Origin of the sequence: Pseudonocardia oroxyli (assembly GCF_900102195.1) — a bacterium.
Lineage (GTDB): Bacteria > Actinomycetota > Actinomycetes > Mycobacteriales > Pseudonocardiaceae > Pseudonocardia > Pseudonocardia oroxyli.
The window spans coordinates 1-16,496 of record NZ_FNBE01000021.1; the positions used below are offsets into that span (position 1 = coordinate 1).

Genomic DNA, 16,496 nt, shown 5'->3' on the forward strand with positions numbered 1-16,496 from the left:
TCAATGGGCTTCCCGTTCCCCGCATCACTGTAGGAACAGGCAGGCTTCGGCAACTCGGCGAGCCCACAGTTGTTATCAGCGCGGTATGCGATACCGCGAGAGTCGCTAAACGTCGCACCGCGAGGCACATCGATGCGGGCAGCATTGCCAGCATCAGTGAACGTGCAGTTGCCTAATGAGCTCGGGTTGTTCGTCACAGCGTTAGAGCTCGACGAGCCGGCCGGTGGCGTGGATCCGCCTACGGGCTGATCCGGCGCCAACGGCGCAAGGGGAGTCTCAGCTGGCGTATTCCAATCTCCACCCTTCGCTCGTACCGCGATCCAAACGTTGTCCGCGTTCGCCTCACAGGCATAACGCTGAAGAATATTTCCATATCTGTCACTGCAGAGCCGGTACATCTCCGCGTGGAAGCGGTTGTCGATGGTCTCTCTGACGGACTCCATCCGACCGAGCGTCAGACCCTTGCCGAAGTTGCGGTAACCGAAGTCGTGTAGCTGACAGGGCTCGTTGAAGAGGTCTCGGTACACATTCGAGACGACGCGACCCACGATCCCGAACTGCTCGCGACCACTGCACCCGTCGTCCGTCCAGTTGAAGGCATTATACGGCGAGGGCTTGCGACATCCGGGATAGGCGAACCCGTTGTTCTCGTAGTCTTCGATCCGACAGCCAGCGTTCGTGAAGTCCCGCTTGCGAGCAATGAACGCTTTGTAATCCAGGTTTATCGTCTCGTACGCGTAGCGCGTTTGCTCGTCGCGGTCCGCTCGGGTATACGCGACGAGCTCGGGCGAGCTACTGCTGCCGCTGCCCGTGAGGAACGCGCTCGCGACCACCGACAGCCCGATCGCGAGGATGAGCAGGAGCCGACCCCGAGGGGATTGAGGCTGGCGTGAGCGCGTGGACATCGACATCTCCAGGAAGAAAGAGGCAGGTGGCGTGGTGGGCGTTCTCGATGGTCTGGGCGCTCCGACTGAAGTCGAAGGCCTTCTGCCGCTGCTGGGGTTGGCCAGGGAGAATCAGAGTCGGTACCGCGGCGCGTGCATGCGCCAGGTCACACCGCGTCTGGTGGGTGACCGTGGCGGCGAACGCTGCGGACACGGTGTCGCGGACGTCCCCTCGGCGATGCGGCGGCTGAACGGCTGGGCGTCCGTCGAAGGCGACGATGGAGGCGGCACCGAGTTCGAGGGCCTGACGCACAGGCAGGTTCGCCACGCAGAGTCCGTCGGCAAGTCGGCGACCGTCGCGCAGCACCATGGGGAAGACGCCCGGAACCGCGCAGCTCGCGAGGAGGGCGCTGACCAGCGGCCCCTCCCGCAGGACCGCGGGCTCGCCCGAGTCCAGGTCGGTCGCGACGCAGGCCAACGGCGTCGGAAGCGCGTCGAAGGTCGTCGACGCCAGGGTCTGTTCGAACAACCGGCGAAGCCCGACATCTCGATAGAGGTGACGGCGACCGCCGAGGTTGCGCAGCCGCTGCACTCGGGAGTCCGGGATGAGGACGCGGGTGCGCAGGCCGGTCCAGATCGCGGACAGGCGCTGGGCGGCGCCGTCAGGGTCCTCGGCGAGGACCGCGCCGTTCAGCGCACCCGCGGACGTCCCGACGACGAGGTCCGGGAACACCCCCGCCTCGGTCACCGCACGCAGCATCCCGACCTGTGCTGCAGCGGAACCTGCCCCACCGCCCAGGACGAAGGCCATGGGTCGGGGAAGTGCGGCAAGCACGGTCATCGCCACCACCTCGTCGTGGCCCGGACCCGGGACGACTCGACCCCGGTCTCGACGGCTGCGCGGACCTCCCCTTCTAGGTCGGCCGAGTCCCTCGGCCAGATCGGGCGACCGACGGTTACCACGACCCGAGCCCGGGGGACCCGGACGAGCGGCCACGGCCGATGGTCCGGCCAGAGGGCGCCCGTCCCCCACGACCCGAGTGGAATGACGGGGCGGCCGGTCGACTCGGCGACCTCAAAGGCCCCGCGTCCGTAGCGGGCAGCCGGTGCCGCCGCCTCGTCGATGATGCGCCCTTCCGGCATGAAGGCGACTGAGCTGCCAGCTCGAACTGCAGCCTCGGCCGCACGGATCGTCGCGTCCGACCCGCGGAGGGCGGGGATGGCGCCGACCAGCTCCAGCAGCTTGCCCGCCAGGCCGGTGAAGTACCGCTCGTTGACGACCAGGACTGGCTGGACTCCGAGGTGCCGGAAGGTCAGGAGGCCGGCGACCACGTCGAAGATCGATCGATGGTTCGCCACGTACACCGCGGGCCCGTCGACCCGGGCATCGCCGACGACGTCGAGCCGGGCGATCGGCCCACAGGTCGCGATGCTCGCCCACTGCGCAAGCCGCCAGAGCCTCGCTCGAGCACGTTCGGACGGTGCCGTGTTGGGATGAGGAAGGTTGACTGTCCCGGATAGCTCACGCGCAGCGGGGACGGTATGCATCCGCAACGCAGGCACAATCTCGCAGTGAACCGCTGCCATGTCCTGTATGGCGGCGTAGGCCGAACGACAGGCACTCTCCGCGGAATCGACCCGGTAGCTGTTCGCGATGTAGCTGCCTGCGAAGTAGACCTTTCCCCGAGCGCCGGCCAGAGCGGTCGTCAGCGCCTCGGCACGGACGTGCTCGCCGACGAAGACGGCCTCGCCCGGACGCAGGTTCGTCCGCGAGCGGACCCGCAGCGGTGGAAATCGCAGGCCTAGGTGGTCGCGGATCTGCCCCAGGACGTCCGCGTCCACCGTCGACCTGGCGAGCAACGGGACCGCGACGCACCGGGACGCAGCAGGTTGGAGGAGCGTCGTCGTGCCGTCCTTGGAGTAGGTGCGCGGCCGCGGGTCTGTCAGGATCGGTTCGCGCGGGTCGAGGTCGATAGTCAGTGCCTTACAGTGAGTGTGAGTCCGCCAGTCGAGCTTGCGGGCGTGGCCGGATCGGTCGAGCAGGGCGTACAGATCGTGAGCGAACGCGGTCACGACGACGACATCAAAAGCCTCCCTCGACTCGCCCGTGCCGAGCTCCACCCCCTCGTCGGCGACCGTCAGCCGCGTCACCTCCCGACCGCAGTGGATCTTCACCCCACGGGCCTGTAAATGCGCTACCCACGGCTCGACGAAGTACTGCGCGGTGCTGCCTGGCAGGACGCTGCCGCTGACGCTCTGCCGCATGTTGGCGACGGCGTCGAGTAGGGACCGCAACGAGAAGTTCGCCGCCGCACCGAACACGTTGGACGAGTCCGGGCTCCGCCGCGCGACCAAGAGCGACACCCGGTTCCCCTTGGAGATCGCCCACCTGTCCCGCAGCGGCAGGCTGCGGTCTAGCAGCGGGTAGAGGTGTCGGCTCTCGCTCCACCCGCCCTGCCTGCGCGGCGCCATTCGCTGGACAGGCTGCAGTAGATCGAACACCGACCCACGGTCGAAGGGGATCTCCTGCATCAGCTCGGTCAGATACAGGTAGTCGTCTAGGAAGTAGCGGGTGCAGTGCTCGCCTCCGTCCGGGGTGACATCGGCCCGGCCGCCCGGGTGTTCTGCTGCCTCCAAGACGGTGACCTGTACGTCCGGGGATGCCGAGAGGTAGTGCGCGATCGAGAGCCCAGCGATTCCGGCACCGACGACTGCCACCCTCATCCGTTCGCCTCCATCGACGTGGTGCTGTCCGAGCGGGCTCGCCGGACGGCGAGCAGGACCAAGCCCGCGAGCGCGGCAGTCAGCAGGCCACCGCCCGCTAGCCAGAGCCACAGCGGTGCCTCACCTGACACGTGCACGGCGGCGGCGACCTCGTGTGGGCGACCGTCCGGGTCAATGCCCACCACGACGACGTGGTGACCGCCCACCGCCGCGCTGGCCGGGAGCGTCACCGTGAGGTGTGCAACACCGCCGTTGTCGGCTGTGCCGGCCCCAAGGGCTGCGACCACCGACCTCTGGACTACGAGGACATCACTTCCTGGAGCGAAGCCCGCGGCAGCCAGCGTGACCGTCTCCCCCCGTCGGACCCGGGTGGTGTCGGGGGCAAGCTGCAGCTCGGCGCCAGTCTCCGTCGAAGTGACAAGGGTGGCTGAACCGCTGGCGAGCCGATCGGGCAGGGCCACCTGAGGACGCTGCGACCAACGGATCAGCGCGGCCGTGAAAGCGCGGTACCCCTCCGCTGTGGGATGCATCTTCTCATTGCGGAAGGCAGGCTGCGTGTACAGCCGCGGATCGCGAAGATCATAGATGGGGTTCGCCCAAGGCTCGTCCGAGCAGACGGTGTGTGTGGGCAACAGGGCCTGCGACACATCCTCGGCGAACAGTACCGGTACCCCCACGGCGCGGGCCTGCTCGACCCCGGCTGATATCTGGGCGTTGAGTTTGTCCACGAGCGCAACGGCCTGATCAGCCTCGTTGCGGCTCAAGGCGGGACAGCGGTTCGAATTCTGTCGGGTCACCAACTGGGGGTAGGCGAGCACGATGATGGGAGTCATCGAGCCCCCGCGCTGGGCCCGTCGGTCGGCGCTGTTAGCCACCCGGTCGATGTCGGCGTAGGCACCCGCCAAGCGTTCAGCCAGTCCGTCGAGAAGCTCGCTCGTGCGTTCGTCTTCGGCGATGCAGTCCCCCGGGCCAGCGCAGCGCTTGACAATCCCTGCGAACCCGATGTCGTTGCCCCCCATTGTCAGCAACACTGGTCCGATCGAGTCGGGCAGGTCCTCGAGCTGCCGCAACTGAGGCAGGACGGGATCACCCTCCTGCCATTGCGAAGTGGTCAATGCTGGGATCTGCGCCCCAGAGCAGGCGAGTACCACCCGGCCGTTCGGGAACAGGTCCTCGGCGTAGGTGTGCGGGCTTCGGTGGCAGAGATCGGGGACACCCACGATGCCTTGCTCGTAGTCCCCCGCTCCCTCCCCCGCGCTGAAGGAGTCGCCGAGGACGACGGCGGTCCCCTTGGCCGCAGCGTCACGCAGGATCGGCCCGAGATCTGCCGAGGTGAGGCCCGTCCGGAGGGTCAGGGTTACGGACGTGCTCCTGGTAGCGGTCTCCTCAGAAGTCGTGACGAGTACGACACGAAGGGATCCACCACGCGGGTCGGTGGGCATGGTGACCGTCCAGGCGTACCGACCCCCTGCGCCCGCTGCGAGGTTGCCGAGCCGGACGGCGGGGCGTCGCACAGAGGTGAAGCCGGTGACGGCGCCGTCGGGGCCGACGAGCTCGGCCCGCAGCGTCATGTTGACGTCCGTGGCGGTCACGGCTCCGGCGTTGGTCAGGCTGGCCTCCACGGTGACCTCGGTGCCGGGGCTCGCCGTGGTCGGTGCGCTGAGGACCGGGTCGAGGACTGGTTGGGAGGTGGTCCGGAGCCGTTCGCCCAGCGTGTCCCCGTCGTCGACGTCGAGGTAACTGCCGCCGGTCCGGCCCGCGATGCACTCCAGTTCGGCGCGGCCCTTCTCCGAGATCTGGAAGCCGACGGTGTCGACCTGGAGGTCGAAGCCTTGCGCGCGCACGGACTCGGCGACCGTGCAGGGGTCCACGGAGCAGTTGCTCTCCCCATCCGAAACCAGCACGATGGTCGCCCTCGACTCCCCCGCCGCTTGCAGGCTCGCTACCAGAGCGCGCAGCGCGGGTCCAGTAGGAGTGTCGCCACTCGGACGCAGTGCCCGGATCTCGGCGTCGAGCCGCGGTGCCGCGCCGAGTGTGGGCGGGAGCCGATACCCGCCGGCCGAGCAGTTGCCCCCCGACGCCGGGTAGGTCCAGAGCGCAGCAGCCCTACGATCGGAGATCGTCCGGATCTGGTTGAGCAGACTCGTCTGCGCTGCTTCGAGCCGCACGGCGCCCGCGGCGTCCTTCTCGGCCATCGAGCTCGAAGTGTCGACCAGGAAGACGAGTGGACCAGGATCCGTCCGCGGCCGTGGGACCACGACCGGGTCGGTGTCGGCCAACTCCGCCAGGACGGCGCGCTTGGTGGCCGACGCCGCCATGATCGCGGCGTCCGCCAACCTCGGGAGGTTGGTATGCATGCAGGGAGATCCGGCCGCGGCGCGGGCCCGGAGAAGCGCATTGAGCCCGCCAGGTCGACAGTCGAAGACCTGCTCGCTGTCCGCCCCTGCTACGGCGGAATCGACGCCGACCACGACGTCGCCGATCTCGGCGTCGATACCGAGGCCGATGGCACCGGTGTCGACCAGCGGGACGCCGGGCACCAATGCTCCCACCGACAGCGTGACCCGGCCTGCCATCGCGACGACCCGGACGGAGTCCGGCCAGGGAGGCAGCGCGGCCAGCTCCAGAGTGCCGGGCCGCATCGCGAGACCCGCCGGTGTGTTCCCTGCAGCGAGGTTCTTCAGTCCCGGCCACCCGCAGCCGTCGGAACCACTATGCGTGAGGTTCCGGGTACAGGAGGCCAGGACAAGGTCCAGGGCCGTCTTGGCGGCCGCGGTGGGCACCGCCTGTCCAGCTACCTCTCCGACCCCGGCCAGGACGGATCCGGTGTTCGGAGTCCCCAATGTGATGACAGTGGACACCCGCGCCGCCCGTTCCGGCGTGGCGAGGGCCAGCCGGGTGGCCAGCCCCCCCATCGAGTGCGCGACGACCACGACCCGATTGCTGGTCGTCCTCGCCAAGCAGTCGATGACAGTGCCGAGCGCGGGGGCGATCGCCGGATCTGTCACCCACTGCAGAGCCGCGGCGCTGTAGTCGAAGCTGAACCCGACAGTCCCCTGCACGGCGAGAACTCGCTCCGCGAACGTCGTGCTCAGGTCCGGCGCGACGCTGACGCCCTGGTCGAGCACCGGATCGTTCGCCGGATTCGAAGGGTCACGCCGCCAGACCCCATCGGAGGAGTTGAAGCCGTGCACGAACAGGACGGGTACCAGGTCGATGCCGGACCGGCGTTCGCCCAGAGTGCGGAGCTGGCCTGGCCCGAGTGCGCCGGACGATTCGAGGAGCTGCCCGCACGAGTAGGGATCCCCTACCCCCGGGCCAGGCGTTGCAGCCAGCGCCGCTGGGCCTGGCAGCATCAGCAGTAGCGTCACCAGGACGAGTAGCGCGGCGGGCGGCCGGATCACGACGTCTCCGGAGTCAGAGCTACGAGTCGCCAGCCCTCAGCGACTCGCACAAGCGACGCGACGTAGCGGTCTGTTCCGTCGACGGTCACCTCGACCGTCGCCGCCGCACCGATGTCAGCCCACGTCGCCGGATCCACGGTCACGCGGGAGTCGACTGCAAGGACCGTGCGTGTCCCGCTCGATTCGACGAGCGAGCGGGCCTCGGGCGTGAGAGCGGTGAGCCCGCTGCTCGGCAGATCGGTGAGCAGCGCCATCGCCTCAGCGAGGTCCTCCTCTGCTGGCACGGTGGTGACGACCTGCGCGGGTACACCAGCGACGAGCTCGCCCGCGGGGGTCACCGCCTCCGTTCGCAGAAGCAGCCACGCGACCGCGCCGGCTCCGGCGAGCAGGACCAGGACGGCTGCCCCCACGATGGCGCGTCTCACCGGCGCTCCAGTCGGTCGAGCACCTCGGGTCGGCCGAGGACGAGCGGATCGGCGAGCACGACGGAGTCCCCGTCCACCTCGATGGTCAGGCGCAGGACGCCGGTCAGGTCGACGTCGAGTGGCTGAGGGCGGCCGTAGCCAACCGTGACGCGCCGCAGCTCCCGCCTGTCGCCACTGACCACGACGGTCGCAGCAGAGTCGGCGTTCGCGCGATCCGGAATCCCGACGGTGGCCGTGAGCCGCTGTACACCTCGATCCAGAAGAAACTCGGCCTTGCTCCCCACCTGCACCGACTGGTCGTAGTCGGAGCCGTTCAAGGAGGTCTTGCCGCCGCTGCCGCCACCGGTAAGGGCGACGAGCTCGGAAAGGAACACCGAGGCGGGAGCCTGGGCCGCCCGCAGCCGGACCTGCGGCGTGAGTGGCAGACCCGTCGCGGGCTCCGCGGCCAGCACCGTGCCCGCTGGGGCACCGTCGGCGTAGTCGAAATCTACGAGCACCTCGGCCCCGAGTTGCTCGAGCTCGGCGCGCACCTCGGTCAGGAGACGCCCGCCGACCTGCGGCATTACGCCCGGGGCGGCGACATCGACGGCGACGGTCCCGCCGAACGGCGCTCCCCCCGGCGGGTCCTGCCGCAACACCGTCCCGGGCAGCAGCGCCGACGGCACCTCGGCGAGGTCGACCGCCACCAGAGGCACCCCGGCGTCTGCGAGCGCCTGTTCAGCCGCGGCCCTGCTCAGTCCCCGCACGTCCGGCACCACGGCTGCGCCGCCCACAGCTGCGGCCGAACCGACCGCCACCGTGACGGTCTCGGGCGCCCGGCCGGAATCGGTCCGGAGCGCCTCGCGCCACCCGACGACCGCGCCACCGGCGAAGGAAGCCGCGAGCCCCAGCACGAGCACCCCGCCCACCGCCGCCCGACGACGCCACCGGCGGGCCGGACGAGGTGCGGGGACAGACGTCTCCTCGTCGTTCTCGATTGACATGCTCTCCTGCTCGTGGGAACTCTGATGACTCGACGGTCAGGCGGCGATCAGCCAGGGGAGCTGCGGTTCCCAGCTCTGCAGCAACGCCGTGCGAAGGTCGCCCTCGGGGACGAGGCCTCGCACGACGAGGTAGCGGTCGCCCCCCGGGTAGAAGGCGTACACCCACTCGGGTCGAGCCAGATCTGTACATGAGAAGGCGTGCAACGCCACCGACAGTGGGTCCACGCTCTCTGGATCGCAGCCGAGCGCCGCCTGCACCGCGGCGGGCGACAGCGACGAGAGAGTGGGAGCGGATTCCACACTCGTCGAGAAGATGATGTCGTCGCTCGCCTTGCGCTTCCCCGCGAGACCATAGACGCAATGCGAGCCCACCGGCGATCCCTCGGCGATCTCCCAGTCGAGGCCGGTGGTTGCGGAGACGTAGCCAAGGTCCATCCTGCACCACGGCCGCTCGCGGTCGAGCGGCCTGAACGCGCTCGGATCCCACGCTGGTGGTCCAGAGCAGGCGCCCACCACCACAAGCGCGGCTGCAATGACCCCAATACGAAACCCGACTTTCACGACACCGCCCTCGCGATCGCAGCGATGGCAACCAACTGAAGGACGATCCAGAGGGCGCCGAACCCGGTCAGCACCCACCCCAGGACGATCGCGGCGGTGGCCAGACCTTCGCCCTCGCCTTCTCCACCACGGATTTGCCTACGAGCCTTGAGACCGAGGATGACGCCAAGCGGCGCGATCAGGAACGCACAGATCAGAGCGGCGATCGCGACGCCGTTCGTGCTGGCCGCCGCGCTCGGCTGGCGCCTGGGCACGAGCTCGGGGACGTGGTGCGGCGTTGCCTTGGACACGCGCTCCCGCTTGCCCTGTGGCCGAGACGGTTCAGACGCAGGGAGGCTCGCGCGCAACTCATGGCTGTCGTAGGTGGAGGACCAGTAGCTCGCGGAGTCGTCCGCCTCGGGTCGCGTCGTCATCTCCGCCTCATCCCAGACCGAGGGGATGGCCACAGATCTTGGCGATGTTCATCGTGGCGTTCCGGAGCTCGTTGCTGTCAGTACCGTCGGAGTCCGCGATCGCGTGCAGGCTCTTCGCATCGGAGCCGAGGTTCTGCGCCGAGTAGCGTTCGGCGACATCTCCCAAAGAATCGGCCGCACGGAACAGAGGGTTGCCGATTCCGTTGCCACTGAGAAGCTGCGTGCCGAGCTGGTCGAAGCTCTCGCACAGCTCAGCCTTGCCAGCGGGTCCTGCAGAGCACGCGGCGAGGCTCGCCATCAATGCGCCCACTGTGAGGATTCGGGTGTACTTCATGGCGTCGCCTTCGTGAGCTCAGCAGTAGCACCGCTGCGGGAGGTGTACGAGAGTACGGATCCGTCGGAACTCAGAGTCAATGTCGCGGTCGAGCCGTTGGGACACGCTGTCTGGCCGGTTCCGGCGACATAGGTCTCGGTGACGGTGAGGCGGGATCCGCTTGCCGAGCTTGGCCGCATCGTTCCTGTGCAACTCAGCTCGGTGAACCGGTAGCTGAGATCGCCCCCGGTCGGGGAGACGACGATGGACACAGCGGAGCGGCGATACCCCGAGTGGGTCGCAGTCCCCGTCCACGTGCCGTGAAACTCAGCCGGAACAGCAACCCGCGAGGCAGCTCGCGGCGCCTGCGCGGCAACCGTCCGAGGCGCGGTGGCAGGCACTTGAGCAGCTGTGGCGGTCACATCGTAGGCACCGGATCGGGAGGCGCTCGACACTGCGGAGGTGAGGCTCGCGAGCGCGACGATCTGGACCACGACGAGGAGCACGCCGAGGCCGGTGAGAATCGACCCAATCACTAGCCCCGCGGTCGCCATGCCTTGCCCGTTCCCGCCGTGCGAGCGGATCTGCTTCCGCGCGATCACGCCGAAAATGATCCCGAGCGGGGCGACGACGAACGCGAAGACGAGGCTCAGAATCGCAAACTGGTTAGTCGGGGTCGGTGGCGTCGGCGATGACCGGGTTCCGCTCTCGCCCACACCTTCAGTGGGCCCCGTCGATGTACTCACTTGTCCCCCCAGGCTTGCGCGGGTATCGACGGGAGAGCAGCACTCGCACCGGCCCGTACACCGCGGCGCCGACAAGCAGGATGCCGATCAAGGTTCCGATCACCCCGCTCATCCGATCGTCACCTCAGCGGAAGGGTCGATCGAGCGAAGCTCGGCGGCGACCTCGTCGAGCAGCCGCTTGTAAGGCGCATAGCCGGCGATCGCCTTCGGGCCGACGGGGATGAACCCCATCACCGTCGATTGGGTCGTCTTGTAGGTCTGAAGCCCTCCGACCGTCAGCCTCGCGCCCCTCTCAGTCGAGGTGACCACGGCGTCGAAGGTGCACAACTCGACCAGCCTGCGCCCGCTGGTGATCGAGAGGCTGAGCCCCTCCGCGGTCTCCTTCTCGACGTTGACCTGGGCGCCGATGTTCTGTGCGCCCGTGGTCAGCAGGCTGGCCCCTCCGCCCTTCACCCGCGAGGCGGCCATTTTGACGTGCTTCAGCACGTCCTCGCCGTTGGCGGTCGTAGTAGCCGTGAGGTGAAGCCGGGCACGGTCCTGTGCGCTCATGAGAACTCGCTTCTGCAATTTGCATCTCGCAAGATGCTGACTGGGTAGGGTGTACGTCGTGGCGTCAGAGTCAGAGGCAGCAGTGTCCGGGAATGCGGTACTCGCCCGCCTCGGACTTGCAGCCGGTCTACGTGAGCATCGCCACCGGACAGGCCTGACTCTCGAGGATGCCGCGTCGGCACTCGGGTGCTCGCCGGCGAAGGTGAGTCGGATGGAGACGGCTGCGGTTGGGGTCCGGCTGGGAGACGTGCGGATGGCCGCCGACCTTTACCAGCTCGACGGCTCCGAGACCGAGCGCCTGACACGCCTCGTGCGGGAAGCGCGCAGCCGAGGCTGGTGGCACGACTACACCGACGTGGTGCCTGCGGGATCGGCCACCTTCTACGGACTTGAGGACGGCGCGGCGCGCGTATCGCACCACAGCGTCGGTCTGATTCCCGGGCTGTTCCAGACCGCCGCCTACGCCCGGAGTCTGGTCGCATCGGTATCCGGCGTATCGAAGGACACGATGGAACGCCGGGTCGCGCTGCGAATGCGCCGCCAGCTCCTGCTGCAGCGGCCCAATCCACCCGCGACGACCGTCTTGCTCGACGAGGCCGTGCTGCACCGGAGGATCGGCGGCTCGGTGGTGATGTGTGACCAACTCCGCCACCTCCTCGATCTCTCTCAGAGGTCCGCAGTGGACCTCCGCGTCGTTCCCTTCTCCGCGGGCGCCTACTCGCCAGCCGGAGTCGGCTTCACTGTGTTCGAGTTCAACGCCGTCGGCGTTACGCCCGTGGTGTTCACCGAACACCTGTCCCGCAACACCTTCATTGACGAACCTGACGAGGTGGCTGTATACCGTTCCTCCATAGTGGATGGTGGAGTCGCCGCGTTGGACGCGGTGGGGTCGCGTGCGCTGATCACCGAGCGAATAGAGGCTCTGCATTGACCACGTCACCGGTTCGGCAGGTCGAACTCGCCGTTGGCCACTCCGCGGAGGAATGCCGACCACTCGACCTCGGTGAAAAGCAGAGTTGGGCCCTCCGGATCCTTGGAGTCGCGCACGCGTACGGCACCTGTCCCGATGGAGACGTCGACGCATGTTTGGTCCGATCCCTGGCTAAAGCTGCTGTGGCGCCACACCACGGCATCCTGCACGCTGAGTCCCCCTCGTTGACGGTGCCGGTCTCCTCGGCGGCGACCGACCGGCGGCGACCCGAGCCCCCCTCCAGCCTGGCTCGCCGCCGGTGATCACCCGCCGGAAGTATGGGGAGAGCAGTTGTCCGGCCGCGTCCCGTGATCGACCCACATTTCCCCCAGACGGGATTGACGTGGACGATCCGCACGCTCAATCGGGCGTCGGGTGGCCACGATGAACCCCAATCTGGCCCAAGGCGTCCATGAGCGTGGCGAAGCCGAACTGCGCGTCGAGCACCTCGGTAGGCAGTACGCCGTCGGCATCCGGGCCGTCACGCTGATCCCGATCGCAGTTGTCGCGATAGCCGCAGCCGAGAGTCCTGGGGTCCGTACGGGAGCGATTGCCGTCGTCTGCTTCCTGGTGGCGTGGAGCGCGCTCTACGCAGTTCTGGTCCGCTCTCAGAGGGCCACACTCGCTGGCATGCTCGACGCCCTGGTCTTGTGTGGGCTCGGCCTCATCACCGGTCAGGTGACGTCGACGGCATGGCTGGAGACGAGCCGGACCTGGATCAGGCCCTTCGTCATGTTTGCCGCCGTCGGCTACCAGTACTCGATCCGCTGGCGAGTGGGCGTACTGCTGGGTCTCGCCGTCTGCACAACTGCGGTTCTAAGCGCCATCGCCGCGCAAAACCAGCCCATCGGGCCGGACGTGATCGTGACCGTTGTGTGGTCCAACCTAGTCCCGATGCTCGCCCGGCTCCTCTTCAGCCTGCTCACCCGGGCGGCGCGCAAGGCCGATGCCACTGCAGCCGAGACCGACCGGGTCAGCCGCGAACAGGCGGTTTCGGAACGGATCCGTCAGGAGCAGCGCGATATCTCGGACTCTCTGCACGACACCGCATCCACGACACTGCTGATGGTCGCTCTGGGCCAGACCGGGGGCGCAGGTCAGGCCCTCCGTGAACGTGCCCGCCGCGACCTGGAGACGATCCGATCCGTCCGCGAGGGCCGGCCGTCGGCGCCGGAGGAACTCTCGTCCGTCCTCACGGCTCTCACCGCTCGCAGTGGCCTTTCGGTTCAGTTGGAGATCTCCGATCCCGTCGTTCAGCTCTCACCGCGTGTCGTGCACGCGCTCGTCGAGGCGTCCGGGGAGGCACTGACCAACGTCGCACGACACTCGGGGGCGACGACCGCCGTCGTACGGGTGACCCCGTCCGGTGCTGGGGTAGTCGTGGAGGTCATCGACCGCGGCCGGGGCTTCGAGCCGGCCCACGTGGCCCCGACCCGACGGGGACTTCGCAAGTCGATCACTGCTCGGGTGGCATCGGTCGGCGGGATAGCCGAGGTGGCTACCGCGGTCGGGCAGGGGACGACAGTACGCCTGAGGTGGCCTCGATGACGACCTCGGCGACGCCGGCCCGCACGACTGCCCAGCAGTTGCTTGCTGGCCTTCGGATCGCGGCGGCGACGGTAGCGGGAGCTGTTCTCCTCACAGCGAGCCTGCCCCGCAAGCTCGAGATCCATGCGCCCCTCGCGCCGCAGCTGGTCGCATACGGCGTGCTCGTCGCCCTGCTTGGCGCCGAGATCGTCGGAATCGTGCAACGGCGGGACTGGAACCGCGCTCGCCTGCCCATGCTCGTCCTGGTACTCGGCGCCTCCGCGCTCTCCACCTGGTCGCTCGCACCTGAGTACCTGCTCACTTCTACTGACTGGTCTTTCGGGTCCAGTGGCTGGCTCGGGGTGGTTCTGTTGTTCGGCCGTCCGCTGCCGGAGCTGGCGACGTTCCTTGCACTCAACCTCGCGATCACGGTGACTCGTGTGCTAGCCGTGCACGGCGCCAACCTTGACATCCTGCTCGGTTTGACCGCCGGTGCCGTCGGGACGGTCGGGTTCCCGCTCGCCTGCGGGATAGCCTCCACCGTCGTCCGCCGCATCGCCGACAGTGCCGAGCAGGCCTCTGCACGGGCAGCGGAGATCCGCACGGCGGAAGCGGTCGCTACCGGCCTTTTCGAGGCCCGCGAAACACGACTAGCCCGCCTCGACATTGGAGTCGAGCAGCTGTTGCGCGGGCTCGCGAGCGGCGAGCTCGATCCGGAGGACCCCGAGGTCCGGCGTTCCTGTGACCTGGAAGCGGCACGCATGCGCCGATTCCTGGCCGAGGCGGATGACGCGGACGATGCGGATGACCGACTACTTTACGAGCTCCGTCAGGGCGCCGACGTTGCCGAACGGCGCAATGTCCTCGTCGAGTTCGAGAGGGCGGGTAGGTGGCCAACCCCTCCCGACGACGCTCGGCCTGCCCTCGCCGACGGGATTCTCGCGGGCCTCACCGCGGCTCGAAGACGAGCCAGAGTGTCAGTAATCGGAATCGGCCCGAGGCTCTCTGTAAGCGTTACCGCAGACGGCGGGAACTGGGCCCCGCCGCTGCGGACTCACCCCAGCGTGTCCCACATCGTCGTCAGCACGGAGGACCAGACGTGGATCGAGTCGACCTGGACGGACGAGCCACGGTCGCCGTCATCGACGACCACGCCATCGCCCGAAGGGGCCTGAGAAGCCTGCTCGGCAGCGCTACCCCAGGGCTCGATGTCATAGCGGATGGGGCGACCGTCGACATCGCCCTGGGCACCGGCCCCGGCGCCGACGCCGACGTCGTCGTGCTCGACCTCCAGCTTGTGCCAGGCCGCCCCACGCTTGACGGTTTGCAACGGCTGATCGACGCAGGCAAACGCGTCGTGGTGTACACCCAGTTCGTCGATGATGCGCTGGCCGTCCGATGTGTAGACGTCGGAGCGCTCGCCTACGTGACCAAGCCCGAGGTTGAAGAGCATTTGATCGAAGCAGTCCGCGCTGCTGCTGCAGGCAACCCCTACACGCCGCCGAACCTCGGAGGTGCGCTTGCCGGGGACACCGACCCCACGCGTCCTGAACTGTCGGTCCAAGAGATCACGGCATTGCGCGTTTGGTTCACCTCGCGGTCGAAGGGTATGGCGGCTGAGGCAATGGGCGTCGCGCCGGCCACCATCCACACCTACATCGACAGGGCGCGCATGAAGTATGCGGCGCGCGGTCGCCCCGCCCGGAGCAAAGCTGAGATGGTGAAGCGGGCGCTTGAGGACGGTCTGGTCACGCTCGCCGACCTGGAGCCTCCTGAGCGTCATCGGTAGGGCTGCGAGCTTTTCCTCCTGGCTCGCGTGAACCAGCAGCAAGGGCGCCTACTCACCGCGCTTTGCCGGTGCCAGAAGTAGCCAGCTCTACCGCTTCCGAACCCAGACGCCCTTGGCCACGGCGTGCACCGGCACCTTGCCGAGCGTTGGGAGGACCACGTCGGCGCGATCGCGCAAGGCCTCTCGCGGAGGCGACCCCTGAGGAGCGGCCGCCTCCGCCCCACGCGTGACCCTGGCGACCACCCGGGCCGAACTCGTCAACTTCTCGAACTGGACGTTGAGCGCGGACGGGCGCACCCTATGGGACAAGGTCACCGCGCGCGGGCCCCGCCGGTTCCCGCGTCTGCGCCACTCGAGGACACGAGCTGCGGAATCTCGTCGTCCGGCTCAACGCCCACGGCCTTTAGTTGTATACCGCCACCGAAAGCGCCCCGTCCTCACCCTGCGCCAGGAAGATCGCGAACCGCCTGTCCACTCGGTAGCCCATCGTCCGAGGACGTCGGGAAGACAGCGGCATCGTCCCTACGATAATGTGGGCACGACAAGCGTGGAGAGTTGTCGCTCCCACTCCGCCATCAAGGCCGGATAGAGCGATTCATTTACTCGCACAGAAGCAATGTTTACAGCGACGTTCTTCGTGATGACTGTCGCGATCGGTTTTCCGTTGATCTTATCGGTGCAGACAATGCCTGTTCCGTCATCGCGCGAAACCTCTTTGACGGTACCTGCAACGCATCCCAAGTTTTTCCTGTGCCGCACCTTGTCGCCAGCTGTCGCCGGGGGGCGAATTCGAGTGGTAAGAACGATTACAGCGGGCTGGCTATTGTCGTCAGGGAGAGTCCCCGATGGACTGTACGTACAGAGCAGCCCCTCGGTATCGGAAACTTGGGTGGACCCAGTCCATGGGATACCTGTGGCGCTTGACATCGCCGCTTCGTCGATGGCGCAGGCATTCAGTGAGGCACTTGTCGTGTCTGCAGTGGGAGGGGGAGACGACCGACTCGACGTCGCCTCATACTGAGAGCTGCTCCCCGGCGGAGATGAGCTGCATGCGGCCACGCTAACGAAGGCGAGCCCTACTATGAGCATGGCCTTCGCAAGACCGAGTTCTTTCGTCATTTGGGTCCTTACGGGCATTCCTGCTCATTTGAGTCGCCGTGATTTGCGACGCTCACTTGACCTGGATCCATAACCGGAAGACTTTCTTT

General features: G+C 67.7%; 16 protein-coding genes. 4 read left to right on the top strand and 12 right to left on the bottom strand.

Translation table 11 applies throughout. The features are described from left to right. From BLS43_RS25780 to BLS43_RS25830, 11 genes are all read right to left on the bottom strand, one after another. On the bottom strand, positions 1-833 hold an 833-nt coding region (locus BLS43_RS25780), incomplete at its 3' end, for a phospholipase A2 (protein WP_218130013.1). Further along, entirely contained in the window at positions 793-1,725 is a 933-nt protein-coding gene (locus BLS43_RS25785; protein WP_143030227.1) for a patatin-like phospholipase family protein, read from the bottom strand. The genes BLS43_RS25785 and BLS43_RS25780, both read right to left, overlap by 41 nt. Continuing rightward, entirely contained in the window at positions 1,722-3,608 is a 1,887-nt protein-coding gene (locus BLS43_RS25790; RefSeq protein ID WP_093089305.1) for an FAD-dependent oxidoreductase, read from the bottom strand. The genes BLS43_RS25785 and BLS43_RS25790 overlap by 4 nt, the downstream gene beginning before the upstream one ends. After that, positions 3,605-7,012, bottom strand: coding sequence for a GDSL-type esterase/lipase family protein (locus tag BLS43_RS25795; RefSeq protein ID WP_093089306.1), 3,408 nt, complete (start codon positions 7,010-7,012; stop codon positions 3,605-3,607). The genes BLS43_RS25790 and BLS43_RS25795 overlap by 4 nt, the downstream gene beginning before the upstream one ends. Beyond that, positions 7,009-7,437 carry an LbetaH domain-containing protein gene (locus tag BLS43_RS25800; RefSeq protein ID WP_093089307.1) on the bottom strand — a complete coding sequence of 143 codons (429 nt, stop codon included), beginning with the start codon at positions 7,435-7,437 and terminating at the stop codon, positions 7,009-7,011. The genes BLS43_RS25795 and BLS43_RS25800 overlap by 4 nt, the downstream gene beginning before the upstream one ends. After that, positions 7,434-8,336 carry a PASTA domain-containing protein gene (locus BLS43_RS25805; protein WP_176921546.1) on the bottom strand — a complete coding sequence of 301 codons (903 nt, stop codon included), beginning with the start codon at positions 8,334-8,336 and terminating at the stop codon, positions 7,434-7,436. Before BLS43_RS25805 ends, BLS43_RS25800 begins: the two co-directional genes overlap by 4 nt. A 120-nt stretch (positions 8,337-8,456) precedes the next feature. Further along, on the bottom strand, positions 8,457-8,855 hold the full coding sequence (locus BLS43_RS25810; RefSeq protein ID WP_093089309.1) for a hypothetical protein: 399 nt from the start codon (positions 8,853-8,855) through the stop codon (positions 8,457-8,459). A gap of 122 nt (positions 8,856-8,977) precedes the next feature. Beyond that, positions 8,978-9,427: a DUF4190 domain-containing protein gene (locus tag BLS43_RS25815; RefSeq protein ID WP_218130014.1), complete on the bottom strand. Its 450-nt coding sequence runs from the start codon at positions 9,425-9,427 to the stop codon at positions 8,978-8,980. Beyond that, positions 9,402-9,728: a hypothetical protein gene (locus tag BLS43_RS25820; RefSeq protein WP_093089310.1), complete on the bottom strand. Its 327-nt coding sequence runs from the start codon at positions 9,726-9,728 to the stop codon at positions 9,402-9,404. The genes BLS43_RS25815 and BLS43_RS25820 overlap by 26 nt, the downstream gene beginning before the upstream one ends. Next, a complete protein-coding gene (locus BLS43_RS25825) occupies positions 9,725-10,423 on the bottom strand; it encodes a DUF4190 domain-containing protein (protein ID WP_218130015.1) in 699 nt (232 codons plus the stop codon). Before BLS43_RS25825 ends, BLS43_RS25820 begins: the two co-directional genes overlap by 4 nt. Positions 10,424-10,561: 138 nt before the next feature. Beyond that, entirely contained in the window at positions 10,562-11,002 is a 441-nt protein-coding gene (locus tag BLS43_RS25830) for a hypothetical protein (protein WP_093089311.1), read from the bottom strand. 82 nt (positions 11,003-11,084) lie between these two features. Here BLS43_RS25830 and BLS43_RS25835 point away from each other — a divergent pair, with 82 nt between their 5' ends. Continuing rightward, a complete protein-coding gene (locus BLS43_RS25835; RefSeq protein WP_245707841.1) occupies positions 11,085-11,933 on the top strand; it encodes a helix-turn-helix domain-containing protein in 849 nt (282 codons plus the stop codon). Positions 11,934-11,938: 5 nt separating this feature from the next. Here BLS43_RS25835 and BLS43_RS25840 read toward each other — a convergent pair whose 3' ends face one another. Next, positions 11,939-12,142 carry a DUF397 domain-containing protein gene (locus BLS43_RS25840; protein WP_093089313.1) on the bottom strand — a complete coding sequence of 68 codons (204 nt, stop codon included), beginning with the start codon at positions 12,140-12,142 and terminating at the stop codon, positions 11,939-11,941. Positions 12,143-12,356: 214 nt separating this feature from the next. Here BLS43_RS25840 and BLS43_RS25845 point away from each other — a divergent pair, with 214 nt between their 5' ends. The 3 genes from BLS43_RS25845 to BLS43_RS25850 are packed head-to-tail and all read left to right on the top strand — an operon-like array spanning position 12,357 to position 15,288. Continuing rightward, complete coding sequence (locus tag BLS43_RS25845; RefSeq protein ID WP_143030228.1) at positions 12,357-13,520, top strand: sensor histidine kinase; 1,164 nt, start codon at positions 12,357-12,359, stop codon at positions 13,518-13,520. Then, positions 13,517-14,674: a hypothetical protein gene (locus BLS43_RS30240; protein WP_176921548.1), complete on the top strand. Its 1,158-nt coding sequence runs from the start codon at positions 13,517-13,519 to the stop codon at positions 14,672-14,674. The genes BLS43_RS25845 and BLS43_RS30240 overlap by 4 nt, the downstream gene beginning before the upstream one ends. After that, the gene (locus BLS43_RS25850) at positions 14,599-15,288 is read left to right on the top strand and encodes a response regulator (protein WP_176921549.1); all 690 of its coding nucleotides are present in this window, start codon (positions 14,599-14,601) and stop codon (positions 15,286-15,288) included. Before BLS43_RS30240 ends, BLS43_RS25850 begins: the two co-directional genes overlap by 76 nt. The last annotated feature ends 1,208 nt before the right edge of the window (positions 15,289-16,496 follow it).